The organism is Aeribacillus composti, assembly GCF_031760945.1.
Taxonomy (GTDB): domain Bacteria; phylum Bacillota; class Bacilli; order Bacillales; family Aeribacillaceae; genus Aeribacillus; species Aeribacillus composti.
In genome coordinates, this window is sequence record NZ_CP134501.1 from 161,573 (window position 1) to 173,868 (window position 12,296).

Annotated in this window: 12 protein-coding genes; 11 read left to right on the forward strand and 1 reads right to left on the reverse strand. The window is 39.2% G+C overall.

What is annotated here, in order from left to right:
- The first annotated feature begins 96 nt into the window (after positions 1-96).
- From RI196_RS00910 to salA, 10 genes are all read left to right on the forward strand, one after another.
- The gene (locus RI196_RS00910) at positions 97-939 is read left to right on the forward strand and encodes an energy-coupling factor ABC transporter ATP-binding protein (RefSeq protein WP_130156452.1); all 843 of its coding nucleotides are present in this window, start codon (positions 97-99) and stop codon (positions 937-939) included.
- A complete protein-coding gene (locus RI196_RS00915; protein WP_117017135.1) occupies positions 915-1,790 on the forward strand; it encodes an energy-coupling factor ABC transporter ATP-binding protein in 876 nt (291 codons plus the stop codon). Before RI196_RS00910 ends, RI196_RS00915 begins: the two co-directional genes overlap by 25 nt.
- Entirely contained in the window at positions 1,780-2,577 is a 798-nt protein-coding gene (locus RI196_RS00920) for an energy-coupling factor transporter transmembrane component T family protein (RefSeq protein WP_063387188.1), read from the forward strand. Before RI196_RS00915 ends, RI196_RS00920 begins: the two co-directional genes overlap by 11 nt.
- 11 nt (positions 2,578-2,588) lie before the next feature.
- On the forward strand, positions 2,589-3,329 hold the full coding sequence (gene truA, locus RI196_RS00925; protein ID WP_311066742.1) for a tRNA pseudouridine(38-40) synthase TruA: 741 nt from the start codon (positions 2,589-2,591) through the stop codon (positions 3,327-3,329).
- A 145-nt stretch (positions 3,330-3,474) separates the two neighbouring features.
- Positions 3,475-3,912 carry a 50S ribosomal protein L13 gene (gene rplM, locus RI196_RS00930; RefSeq protein WP_063387190.1) on the forward strand — a complete coding sequence of 146 codons (438 nt, stop codon included), beginning with the start codon at positions 3,475-3,477 and terminating at the stop codon, positions 3,910-3,912.
- A gap of 21 nt (positions 3,913-3,933) precedes the next feature.
- Complete coding sequence (rpsI, locus tag RI196_RS00935) at positions 3,934-4,326, forward strand: 30S ribosomal protein S9 (RefSeq protein WP_063387191.1); 393 nt, start codon at positions 3,934-3,936, stop codon at positions 4,324-4,326.
- A gap of 114 nt (positions 4,327-4,440) precedes the next feature.
- On the forward strand, positions 4,441-4,878 hold the full coding sequence (locus tag RI196_RS00940; RefSeq protein ID WP_063387192.1) for a DUF2521 family protein: 438 nt from the start codon (positions 4,441-4,443) through the stop codon (positions 4,876-4,878).
- 618 nt (positions 4,879-5,496) lie between these two features.
- The gene (locus RI196_RS00945; protein WP_311066743.1) at positions 5,497-8,568 is read left to right on the forward strand and encodes an Ig-like domain-containing protein; all 3,072 of its coding nucleotides are present in this window, start codon (positions 5,497-5,499) and stop codon (positions 8,566-8,568) included.
- Between the two features lie 464 nt (positions 8,569-9,032).
- Positions 9,033-9,746: an N-acetylmuramoyl-L-alanine amidase CwlD gene (gene cwlD, locus RI196_RS00950; protein ID WP_063387195.1), complete on the forward strand. Its 714-nt coding sequence runs from the start codon at positions 9,033-9,035 to the stop codon at positions 9,744-9,746.
- 99 nt (positions 9,747-9,845) lie between these two features.
- Positions 9,846-10,889 (forward strand): iron-sulfur carrier protein/transcriptional regulator SalA, encoded by a 1,044-nt coding sequence (gene salA / locus RI196_RS00955; RefSeq protein ID WP_063387196.1) that lies wholly within the window; start codon positions 9,846-9,848, stop codon positions 10,887-10,889.
- A gap of 17 nt (positions 10,890-10,906) precedes the next feature.
- Here the strand turns inward: salA and gerD are convergent, their stop codons facing one another.
- Positions 10,907-11,509: a spore germination lipoprotein GerD gene (gerD, locus tag RI196_RS00960; RefSeq protein WP_094244893.1), complete on the reverse strand. Its 603-nt coding sequence runs from the start codon at positions 11,507-11,509 to the stop codon at positions 10,907-10,909.
- Between the two features lie 148 nt (positions 11,510-11,657).
- Here gerD and RI196_RS00965 point away from each other — a divergent pair, with 148 nt between their 5' ends.
- Positions 11,658-12,275, forward strand: coding sequence for a KinB-signaling pathway activation protein (locus RI196_RS00965; protein ID WP_063387198.1), 618 nt, complete (start codon positions 11,658-11,660; stop codon positions 12,273-12,275).
- The last annotated feature ends 21 nt before the right edge of the window (positions 12,276-12,296 follow it).

A 12,296-nucleotide genomic window follows, 5' to 3' on the forward strand; every position in this document is an offset into this window, starting at 1 on the left:
GCGGATTGATTTTCTTTTGGCAGCCTCTGCATCTCATATTATAGACATGATATTCGCGTTTACTTCATCTGTACTTGAGGCGGGAGGAGGGCATCTGTGGAACGGTCGATCATTCAAGTTCAACATGTAACATACCGCTATAATAAAGAAAGTGAAAAGCCTGCACTAACGGATGTTTCCTTTGATGTGTATGAAGGGGAATGGCTGGCCATCGTCGGACACAATGGATCAGGGAAATCAACATTGGCCCGGATGCTAAACGGTCTGCTGCTGCCTGACGAAGGAACCGTTACTGTATCAGGAATCACATTATCAGAAAAAACCATTTGGGATATTCGAAAACGGATTGGAATGGTGTTTCAAAATCCAGATAATCAATTTGTCGGCGCCACTGTACGAGACGATGTCGCTTTTGGTATGGAAAACATAGGTATACCGAGAGAAGAGATGGTAAAACGAATCGAATGGGCGACGAAAATTGTAAAAATGAATGAATTTTTAGAACGGGAGCCTCATCATCTTTCCGGCGGACAAAAGCAGCGGGTCGCGATTGCAGGCGTTTTGGCTGTTCAACCAAGCATTATTGTTTTAGATGAAGCGACTTCAATGCTTGATCCAATTGGACGCCGGGAAGTAATTGAAACCATTTGGTCATTGAAAGAAAAAGGGCTTGTGACGGTCATTTCCATCACCCATGATTTGGAAGAGGCGGCCAAAGCAGATCGGATGATTGTAATGAATGGAGGCAAAAAATTTGCGGAGGGAACTCCGAAAGAAGTGTTTCGCTTGGAAGAGGAGCTGGTAAGCATCGGTTTAGATCTTCCGTTTTCTTACAAGCTGAGCAAACGGCTTCTTGAAAAAGGAGTGCCTTTAGCGACGCGACACCTTAATGTAGAAAGCCTGGTGGACGAATTATGGACATTAAAATCCGACAATTAGAACATCGTTACCAAATGAACACTCCTTTTGAACGGCTCGCTTTGTGTGATATCAATATGGATATCCATGAAGGAACATATTTGGCCGTGATTGGGCATACCGGATCGGGAAAATCAACGATTTTGCAGCATTTAAACGGCCTGCTTTTGCCGACGAAAGGCTCTATTCAACTTGGAGACCGGCTGATTAAGGCAGGAGAAAAACAGAAAAACTTGAAATCTATCCGAAAAAAGGTCGGAATTGTCTTTCAATTCCCAGAGCATCAATTATTCGAAGAAACCGTCGAAAAAGATATAGCATTCGGTCCAATGAATTTTGGCGCATCGTTTGAAGAAGCGAAAAAAAAGGTAAAAGAAGTGCTGCCGCTAGTCGGTCTAGGAGAAGAAATCCTTCATCAATCCCCGTTTGAGCTAAGCGGGGGGCAAATGCGAAGAGTGGCGATTGCAGGTGTTTTAGCGATGGAGCCGGAGGTGCTCGTTTTAGATGAACCGACTGCAGGATTGGATCCAAAAGGCCGAAATGAGATCATGGAGCTTTTTTATCGTCTCCATAAAGAAAAAAAATTAACAACAATATTAGTAACGCATAGCATGGAAGATGCAGCCAAGTACGCTGATGAAATTGCCGTTTTGCACCAAGGGGAATTAAAGATGAAAGGGTCGCCAAAGGAAATATTCCGGTTGACTGGGGAACTGGAGCAGCTTGGGCTCGATTTGCCGGAATCAATTAAATTTGTCATGAAGCTTGAAGAAAAATTTTCTTTAACGGTTGAAGACAAGCCATTGACTTTAGAGGAAACGGCCGATTTCATTGAAGCCCTTTTAAAAGAAGGTGTCGTATATGATCGATAATATCATCATCGGAAAATATGTTCCTGGCAGCACAGTCATTCATCGAATGGATCCCCGTGCAAAACTGCTAACGATTTTTTTATATGTTTTTATCGTCTTTTTTGCCAATAACGGAATCACTTACTTTTTATTAGGATTATTTACGTTCATCATTATTTTGCTGACGAAGCTTCCGTTCTCTTTCTTATGGAACGGTTTAAAACCTGTTATATGGATCGTTGGGTTTACATTTTTGCTGCACATTTTAGTAACAAAAGAAGGGGACATGCTGTTCCGCTTCGGCTTTTTTTCCATTTATGAAGAAGGCTTGCGGCAAGGGTTTTTTATCTCTCTTCGGTTCATTTTCTTAATTTTTATGACAACGACATTGACCTTAACAACAACGCCTATCGAAATAACGGATGGAATGGAAAGTCTGTTAAAGCCTTTTAAAAAATTTAAACTTCCTGTCCATGAACTAGCATTAATGATGTCTATTTCTCTTCGCTTTATACCGACTCTGCTGGAGGAAACAGAAAAAATTTTAAAGGCGCAAATGGCAAGAGGGGTAGATTTTACATCAGGGCCTGTAAAAGAGCGAATAAAAGCAATCGTTCCTTTGCTTGTACCACTTTTCATCAGCGCTTTTAAGCGGGCGGAAGAGCTTGCTACCGCTATGGAAGCCAGGGGGTATCGCGGAAGTGAAGGACGTACGAAAATCAGGCAGCTGAAATGGGGAGCGATTGATTCCATTATGATGGCCTCTATCCTGCTGTTATCAATTATTTTATTACTATTGCGTGCCTAGGAGTTTTAAAAATGAGGATTAAATGCACAGTTTCGTATGATGGATCAGGATTTAGCGGTTATCAGCGCCAGCCCGGCCTCCGGACAGTACAAGGAGAGATTGAGGAAGCATTAATGAAAATCCACAAAGGGGAGCGGATAAAAATTACTGCTTCCGGCAGAACAGACGTCGGCGTGCATGCTGTTGGCCAAGTATTTCATTTTGATACAAGTCTCAAAATTCCGATGGAAAAATGGCCGATTGCTTTGAATACGCTGCTTCCTCAAGATATTTCCATTCAAAATGCAGAGCTTGCCGATCAAGATTTTCATGCTAGATTTTCTGCAAAGAAGAAAGAATACCGCTACCGTTTGTATCGCAGTTTTCATCGAGATGTGTTCCGGCGTCATTATGCATACCATTTTCCAAATCCGTTAAATATTGAAACGATTCGAACTGCCTCCCGTTTCATTATTGGAACACATGATTTTACAAGCTTTTGCTCTTCTAAAACAGAAACGGAAAATAAAGTGAGAACTATTTATGAAGCAGATATATGGGAAGAAGGAGATGAAATTACGTTCCGTTTTGTCGGAAGCGGCTTCCTTTACAATATGGTTCGCATTTTAGTCGGAACATTGATTGAGGTAGGAGAAGGGAAGCGCAAGCCAGAAGAAATAAAACAAATTATCGCAGCCAAAGATAGATCAAGAGCCGGGAAAACAGTTTCTGGATGCGGTCTATATCTTTGGAAAGTTTATTATGACAACTAATCCAGGTGTAACATTTTCTTGACATTCATATCTTAAAAAGATAAGATAACATATGGTATGTATTTCAAGCCCCACGATTAGCCCCGGAAAATAATCGTGTTTTTGAAATAGACTTTTCGACATGAACGATTAAGGAGGGAAAACAATGCGTACAACGTTTATGGCAAAGCCGCATGAAGTTGAGCGCAAATGGTATGTTGTTGATGCAGCTGGCAAAACTTTAGGACGTCTAGCAAGCGAAGTTGCATCTATCTTACGCGGAAAACACAAACCAACGTTTACACCGCATGTAGATACAGGTGACCACGTAATTATTATTAATGCTGAAAAAATTGAATTAACTGGAAAAAAATTAACAGACAAAATTTATTATCGCCACAGCCAGCATCCTGGTGGTTTAAAATCAAGAACTGCATTAGAAATGCGAAACAACTATCCTGAAAAAATGCTGGAACTTGCTATTCGCGGAATGCTTCCAAAAGGTTCCCTTGGACGCCAAATGTTTAAAAAATTGCATGTTTACAGAGGAAGCGAACATCCTCATCAAGCACAGAAACCAGAAGTTTATGAACTTCGCGGATAATTTAATAAGGAGGTTATCATTTTGGCACAGGTTCAATACTACGGTACCGGTCGTCGCAAAAGCTCTGTTGCCCGTGTTCGGTTAGTTCCTGGTGAAGGCCGTATCGTAATTAATAAACGGAACATTGAAGATTACATTCCAACAAAAGCTTTGATTGAAGATATTAAACAACCGCTTGTTTTAACAGAGACAGTTGGCAATTATGATGTACTAGTAAATGTTAGAGGCGGCGGTTTCACTGGTCAAGCAGGCGCTATTCGCCACGGAATTGCTCGTGCACTTTTACAAGCTGATCCAGAATATCGCGGAACGTTAAAGCGTGCAGGCTTATTAACTCGAGATGCTCGCGTAAAAGAGCGTAAGAAATACGGTCTTAAAGGAGCACGCCGTGCACCGCAATTTTCAAAACGTTAATGATTCGAACCTTAAACCACAACAAATCGTTGTGGTTTTTTATTTGCAATTGGAAAGGAGTGGTTGAATGGAACAGCGTGAACTGAAAAAAATAAAAACAAGGAGGAGATTTTGATGAATGTAATTACAGACTTTAATGAAAGACGGCAGGAAAAAAAGCTTCTCACTGAGCGAAAAATGTTAAAAGATCTCCCAATTCGCAAATTGAAAAATATGATTGATGAATGGTTTAATCCTTTTTTTCAAAAACGCTTCCATAAAACTGCAATGGAAGAAGAGTGTGTCCACTCGGCCATTGAATCTTTTTTGTTGGGAGCGGCCTACAGCCGGTTCGGATATTACGGGGAATCGATGGAGCAGGCCAATACACGTTGTATACAGGAAGAACAAGAGCTTATTAACAATTTATTTGACAATATTCTTTATTTGGCAAGGGAATCAAATGATGATTTTGTTATGGAATCCATCTATTTGACATGCCAGCACTTTATTCATTATTGGTGGGAAGAGGGGTTTTTAGCTGGAAAAAAGAGATACAAACTAAAGCTTTAAAAGCAGTTCATGCATGGCTCATTTCAACTTCGTTGGAACGGGCTTTTTTTATGCCTAAAAACGGCTTGTGAAAAAATGATTTGACGGGGGCCATTGCTGAATTCGCCTTTTGATTGGCTTTTTTATTTCAAAAAGGAAAAGTTCAGGATTTATTGGCAGTGCTGCTTATTTTTTGCAAGGAAGAATGAAGCAAAATGGTTTTTTATTTCCTATGTGAAATATTACTCGTAAGGACAATTTGGGCGACATCCATGCACTGTGGCTATGTTATAAAAACTTTTAAAAACAAAAATTGCGGTTTTCAAAATGTTCATCTCGATATGAACGTCTTTTCAACGATTCCAGATTTTCGCAGAGAGAAAAAGCTTTTATCATTTGCCGAGCAACCCCCCTATTGTGTAACGCAGGTGAGGAAATCGGCTTTTATTTTTTATTTGTCTTTTTTTTGCTGAGCTTTGACACGTTTCTTTTCTCTTTACCACAAAGATTTTATTAGCACTTTTCATTTAGGCGAATAGGCTTAAAACTTTTGTGACTGTTCAAAAAATTTTAGTGCCTTATACAAAATCATCCATTATAATATTTCTATCAATTTTTTATAAATAAAGAGGTGGAGAAATGGGTTGGTTGAAAAAGTCGTTATGCCTTGTTCTTATTTTTTTATTATTGGTGCCAGCTAGCGGTTTTGCACAGGAAAGAAGTGATAGCAGAAAGGAAATAATTTCGACATTCCAGCAAAGTTCAGGACCAAAGAAACAACACAAAGAGGAAAAAACACAATCTACAAATCCGGCGGATTATCCATTAATTCAGGAGGGAGAAATTGTTGGCTGGCTGTTGGACTCGAAAAATGTCTATCATGAAATTACATTTGAACGTATTTACGATATGAACGACTCGATGGACATTGAAATTCTGTATAATTCAGATAAAAATATAGAAAAAGACAGTTATATTGGAATAGAATTTTATAAAGATATTGGAGGAACATTGAAATTCCTTGGATATGTCGAGTACGATACATATGGAGTATATGAGGCCTACCTCATTGCACAGCTTTTAAAGTCCATTTATAGCGATCAACCTTATATTTATTTAAGAATAGGTGTTTTTCCTGACAAAGAAAGTGAATATTATTCCGATGTAACAACATTTAAGGTGCGGAATCCTTTTTATTCAGAAACAGCACCCGAGGGAAATAAATACGTATTAATCAGCAACGAGTCCGTAGACGTGAATAATACTCAAGACACTGGAGCGTTCAAGATTAATAATGATCAATATACGATAAACAAAAAAATAGGATTGAATGCTTATAAACTGGATGTAATTAGACCGTTTGATACGGAGAAACATGAAGACAAGAAACTTCAACAAAAATCTCTCTCCAAAAAGTTTCTCAATAAAGTTGGCGATACTAAGACATTTTGGGTGCATGATTTTACGACCAATGAAGATAAACAAATTAGCACCAAGCTGCTGTATTCAGGTACAAAAACGAACGTATGGGTTTATGATAATCAAATTACAGAAGCTGATGCGCAAAAATTAGGGCAAGAATTTGATCAAAAAATTTATCCGCTCATCACACAAAATTTTGCCAGCGAATCCGATGTGGACGGAAACGGGAAAATTCACATTCTTTGTTATGATATACAAGATGGTTTTGCAGGATTAGGGGGGTATATTGCTGGTTACTTTTATGGAGGAGATTTGCATGATATTCCATACTCCAACAAATCAGAGATTTTTTATATTGATACGTATCCTTTAATGGGAACAGGGACGGAAAAGGATGTAAGTGCTGCATACGAAACATTGGCACATGAATTTCAACATATGGTGAATTTTAACCAAAATGTATTTATAGAAAATGGCTCCCAAATGGATACATGGCTAGATGAAGCTTTGTCAATGGCAGCTGAACACATGTATACTGGAAAACCTTTAATGAATACCATTAATTACTACAATATTTCTACCTCCATTACAAATGGTCATTCATTATTGTATTGGGATGATAATGGCGACACTTTGTCTAACTATTCCTTGTCCTATCTTTTTGGACAATATGTCAGAATTCAAGCGAATCAAGGAAACAAGATTTTCAAAGAGATTTTAACAGATACTCATAATGATTATAAAGCAGTAGAGAATGTAGCGAAAAAATATATCGACCCTACCCTTACATTTGGAAAATTGATGACGAACTTCCGCGCCGCCCTTTTACTGAAGAAAGATACGGGAATATATGGTTTTAATGGTGAAGAGGGCTTTGATTCATTAATTCCAAAAATATTTTCGGGAGAATCCGCCAGCTTGCGGGGCGGCGGAGCCATAGTAAAACGGGCTGTTGGTAATGAAACTGTTCCTGCATCTAAAGGAGATGACATCACTTATACTTTTTTTGATGTAGAGGAAAATAAGCCTTCCACTCCTCCAAGCAAACCGATAGTAAACCCGGTAAGTGATCGGGATACATTTATAAATGGGCTGTCTGATCCAGGAACTACTGTTTATGTCCAGCTTGGTTCAAAGATATTGAACTCTGCAGCAGCTGACAATAATGGATCTTTTCGCATTTCCATCAGTAAACAAAAAGCTGGGACTGTATTAAGCGTATATGCCAGGGATCAGGCGGGAAATAAAAGCGAGTCGGTTCAAATAACGGTGGTTGATAAAACGCCGCCGACAGCACCTGCTGTCAATGAAGTGAAAGATTCAGATAAAGCAGTGACAGGAACGTCGGAGGCGGGTGCAACGATAACGGTAAAATCAGGAACAATAGAATTAGGAAAAGGAACGTCTAGATCAGACGGCAAGTTTTCTGTCCCATTACGGGCACCGCAAAAAGCTGGTACGATTTTGTCTGTAACAGCGACGGATAAAGCGGGGAATGTGAGTCCGGCTCGAAAAGTGACGGTATTGGATAAAACGCCTCCTAGCATTCCAAGCGTAAACCTGGTCAGCGATAAAGATAAAACGGTCAGAGGGACAGCGGAGGCAGGATCAAAAATAACAATAAAGGCCGGCAGCAAAGTATTGAGCACCGGCACGACAGATAAAAATGGGAAATTCACGATTTCGTTAAAAACAGCTCAAAAAGCTGGAACAGTTCTTTACGTAACAGCGACGGATAAAGCGGGGAATGTGAGTCCGGCTCGAAAAGTGACGGTAATTGATAAAACACCGCCGCGTACTCCGAGTGTAAATTCGGTCAGCAATAAAGATAAAACGGTCAGAGGGACAGCGGAGGCAGGATCAAAAATAACAATAAAGGCCGGCAGCAAAGTATTGAGCACCGGCACGACAGATAAAAATGGGAAATTCGCAATTTCGTTAAAAACGGCTCAAAAAGCCGGAACAATTCTTTACGTAACAGCGACGGATAAAGCGGGGAATGTGAGTCCGGCGCGAAAAGTGACGGTACTCGATAAAATACCGCCGGGTGCTCCTAAAGTGAACAAAGTGACAAGAAAATCTTCCTCGGTGACAGGAAAAGCAGAGGCGTATTCAACGGTGTATGTCAAAGCAGGAAAGAAAGTAATCGGTTCGGGCAAAGCGAATAAAAACGGAAATTTCTCCGTTTCAATCAAAAAACAAAAAGCCGGAACAGTTCTCCTAGTGTATGCAAAAGATAAGGCTGGAAATGTAGGAAAAAGCACGAAAGTTACCGTCAAATATAAATAATAAAATTGACCGTGCCAGCCTGATCGGTCTCGTTATAACTGAAACGCAACATTCATCTTAGCTCCCATATTTGCGGGAGCTTTTTTTTATACTCTTAAAATGTTTCTTTTTGAAAAAAAAGCGCTGTAAAAAAACTGAATCAGACATACAATTTTATTTTCAAGTGAAGCATTCCATTATCCCTAATTGCCCCCAATTTAAACTTCATATCTAGGACCGAACAGTGATAAGGCGATTTATCATTAAAGCACAAACAGCTGTATGGCAGAAAGTTGACGGCTTCTACAGCTATATTATCTGTTGGGGAGAATGACGAGTTTGAGCAGATTAGTTAAATTTTGAATGCGCCAATTTTCTGGTGGGAATCGGCTGGAAAAAAGAGATATAAATTAAAATTGCAGTAATCATAAATCCTTATGCTTTTCCATATATTGAATTGAAGGGACGAGCAGGAGGGATGCGGAGTGAAAAAAAAGCTGAAATGGGCACTGTTTATTGCTGGGTTTCTAATTCTCGTATTTATCATTCAATATCAATTCTCCCTTTTCAATTCATGGAAATCATGGAATCTTCCGTTATCAGGAAAAATCATTTACTTAGACCCCGGTCACGGAGGTCCCGATGGAGGAGCAGTAGGAAAAAAACTGCTGGAAAAAGATATAACTTTAAAAATTGCCAATATTGCTCGAGATTATTTACAAGAGCAGGGAGCGTTAGTGTTATTGACAAGAGAAAAAGATGAAGATTTGGCTTCGGACGATACACACGGATATAGCCGGAGAAAATCAGAAGATATTCGAAAGCGCGTTCGCCTAATTGATGAATCAGACGCCGATTTGTTTTTAAGCATCCATTTAAATGCTATTCCATCTCCAAAATGGAGGGGAGCGCAAACATTTTATGACGGAAAATATCAGGAGAATGAAGCTATTGCGAAATTTATCCAAGATGAATTAAGGAAAAATTTAAGAAATACAGATCGAAAAGCAAAGCCAATAAGCGGTGTCTATTTACTAAAGCATGCAAAAAAACCGGGTGCGCTTGTGGAGGTGGGGTTTTTATCCAATCCTTCTGAGGAAGAGCTTCTTGCTTCTGAAGAATATCAGAAAAAAGTGGCAGCCGCCATTTACAACGGGGTTTTGCGTTATTTTTCCAATGAACAGCAAATACCGGAATAAATGGATTCTTCTCAGGCATCTATTTTCAATGGACTGTTGGAAATGTGTTATACTATATACTATTAAAAGTCTTATGGAAAAAAGGTGGTTGTGGATACGATGCGGGAAGAAGATGTAAGGTCCATTGTCGAACAGTTGGAAGATCCATTTTTACATAAATCTTTAAAAGAATTGAATGCGATTGAAGAAATAAAAATCAAGCCCGAAAAAAAACATATTAGTTTAAAAATAGCAATTGCCAAAACGGGAACAAGCGAGCAGTTAACACTCCAGCAGCAAATTGTTGCAAAGCTTAAACAAGCGGGTGCCGAGACTGTTGGGCTGCGTTTTTCGGAGCTTCCAAAGGAAATTGTCCAAAAGTATTATTCTGATAGTACAAGCCCTTCCATTTTATCGAATGAAAAAACAACCTTTATTGCAATAGCAAGCGGAAAAGGCGGGGTCGGCAAATCAACCGTATCTGTCAACTTGGCTGTGTCCCTTGCTCGTCTAGGAAAAAAAGTTGGTCTTATTGATGCAGATATTTACGGCTTTAGCGTTCCTGATATGATGGGGATCATGAACCGGCCGATCGTTCGCGGGGATAAAATTATTCCAGTTGAGCGGTTTGGTGTGCAAGTCATATCAATGGCTTTTTTTGTTGAAGATAATGCGCCTGTTGTTTGGAGAGGTCCGATGCTCGGAAAAATGCTGAATAACTTTTTCCAAGAAGTTGAATGGGGATCGTTGGACTACTTACTCCTTGATTTGCCTCCTGGTACAGGTGATGTTGCATTAGATGTGCATACATTGCTTCCAACTAGTAAAGAAATCATTGTAACTACGCCTCATCCAACAGCTGCATTTGTTGCTGCAAGGGCTGGTGCAATGGCCATTAAAACGGAGCACGAAATTTTAGGAGTTATTGAAAATATGTCCTATTTTGAAAGTAAATTAACAGGCCAAAAAGAGTATGTATTTGGGAAAGGCGGAGGTCAGAAGCTTGCAGAGGATTTGCAGGTCCCTCTATTAGGGCAAATTCCGCTTGAGCAGCCGGACTGGGATGAAGAGGACTTTGCTCCGTCTGTTTATAATGAAAACCATCCAATAGGGAAAATTTATTTAGATATAGCAAGAAAAGTGATTGAGATAACAGAAAAGTAAAGGAAGGGAGAGGAGGTCTATTGGCCTCCGCCCCCGCCTTCGTTTCCGGAGCTGCCCCCGCCTTGTTGTTTACTTTGAGCTTGCTGAGCAGCCTTCAATAGCGCTTCCTCAATTTTCGGTTGAAAGAGCGGACTTGATAGAACATCTGTAATTTGCTGCTGTAAATATTGGCGGTATTCTTTGCTTTTTAAAACCTTCAATAGTTCTTCTTCCATTTGAGGATTTTTCAGCACATCCATAAGCATTCCTTGATATTCCGGATCTTTCATTAAACGTTTGATCACTTTTTCATGTTCTGTTTGCAATGTTTTCGCAAATCCTTCCGCAAATTTTGTATCTTCAAATGTATTTTTCCAAAATTCCTTCCCTTTTTCTGATGTTAACGCTTTTTCAATCGTATTATTGACGGTTTTTTGATCTAAAATGAGGTTTCGTTGAACTTCTTCATCTTTCATAATTTCTTGAACGGCTTTTTTTCCTTCGTCAGATTTTAATATGTCTACAACCATTTTTTTTGTTTCATCATAATTCATTGGTTCACTTTGCTGCCGATCCGCACATCCTGCAACGATCATCCATATAAGCATCATGATGAGGAGCGAACAATTTCTACCTCTCATATTTCATTTAGCTCCTTTCAATAATAACTTCTACCATTATGTTGAGAAACCAACTGTTTTTTATGCGAAAAAAGTTTTGCCATATGGTAATATACAAGTTGGATTGATAAAATCATATGATATTTTACGAAATATGGAGGGGTTGGCAGTGAAAAGCCGAAATTGGGTACGATTTTTCCTTTCTACTCTCATTGTAGGTGGAGTTGCGACAAGTATTGTTGGTTTTATCTTAAGATGGAGCGAGTATGAAAAATTGTTTTTGTCTTTTAATATTGTTGAAATTGTTGCAGTATTGTTTTGGCTGATCGGAGTAGGTTTTATTTTCAGCATCATCAGCCAAATGGGCTTTTTCGCTTATTTGACTGTGCACAGGTTTGGCCTAGGCATTTTTCGCTCAGTTTCGTTATGGAACTCTGTTCAAATCTTGTTAATCATTTTTGTGTTGTTTGATTTAGTTTATTTTCGATATCAATTTTTTGCGCAAACTGGAGATTCCATTGTCCCGTATATTTTAGTAGCTGTTGTCATTTTGTTGTTTTCTGCTGTAATTGCTTATTTTAAGCAAAAACAGACGAATAAAGATGCGTTTGTCCCTGCATTGTTTTTTATGGTTGTTGTTTCAGTGATTGAGTGGATGCCGGCCCTTCGTGTCAATGATAGAGATTGGCTGTATTTAATGCTGTTTCCAATTTTAATTTGCAATGCTTACCAATTGTTGATTTTGCCGAAAATGACAAATGACTCGCCAAAAGCAAAAAAGAGCTGAAGGAGTTTTCCTTATAGCTCT

Bases quoted from the DNA above. Each gene is read 5' to 3' on its own strand.
- RI196_RS00915 (WP_117017135.1), top strand. From the start codon at position 915: ATGGACATTAAAATCCGACAATTAGAACATCGTTACCAAATGAACACT.
- RI196_RS00920 (WP_063387188.1), top strand. From the start codon at position 1,780: ATGATCGATAATATCATCATCGGAAAATATGTTCCTGGCAGCACAGTC.
- truA (WP_311066742.1), top strand. From the start codon at position 2,589: ATGAGGATTAAATGCACAGTTTCGTATGATGGATCAGGATTTAGCGGT.
- rplM (WP_063387190.1), top strand. From the start codon at position 3,475: ATGCGTACAACGTTTATGGCAAAGCCGCATGAAGTTGAGCGCAAATGG.
- RI196_RS00940 (WP_063387192.1), top strand. From the start codon at position 4,441: ATGAATGTAATTACAGACTTTAATGAAAGACGGCAGGAAAAAAAGCTT.
- RI196_RS00945 (WP_311066743.1), top strand. From the start codon at position 5,497: ATGGGTTGGTTGAAAAAGTCGTTATGCCTTGTTCTTATTTTTTTATTA.
- salA (WP_063387196.1), top strand. From the start codon at position 9,846: ATGCGGGAAGAAGATGTAAGGTCCATTGTCGAACAGTTGGAAGATCCA.
- gerD (WP_094244893.1), bottom strand. From the start codon at position 11,509: ATGAGAGGTAGAAATTGTTCGCTCCTCATCATGATGCTTATATGGATG.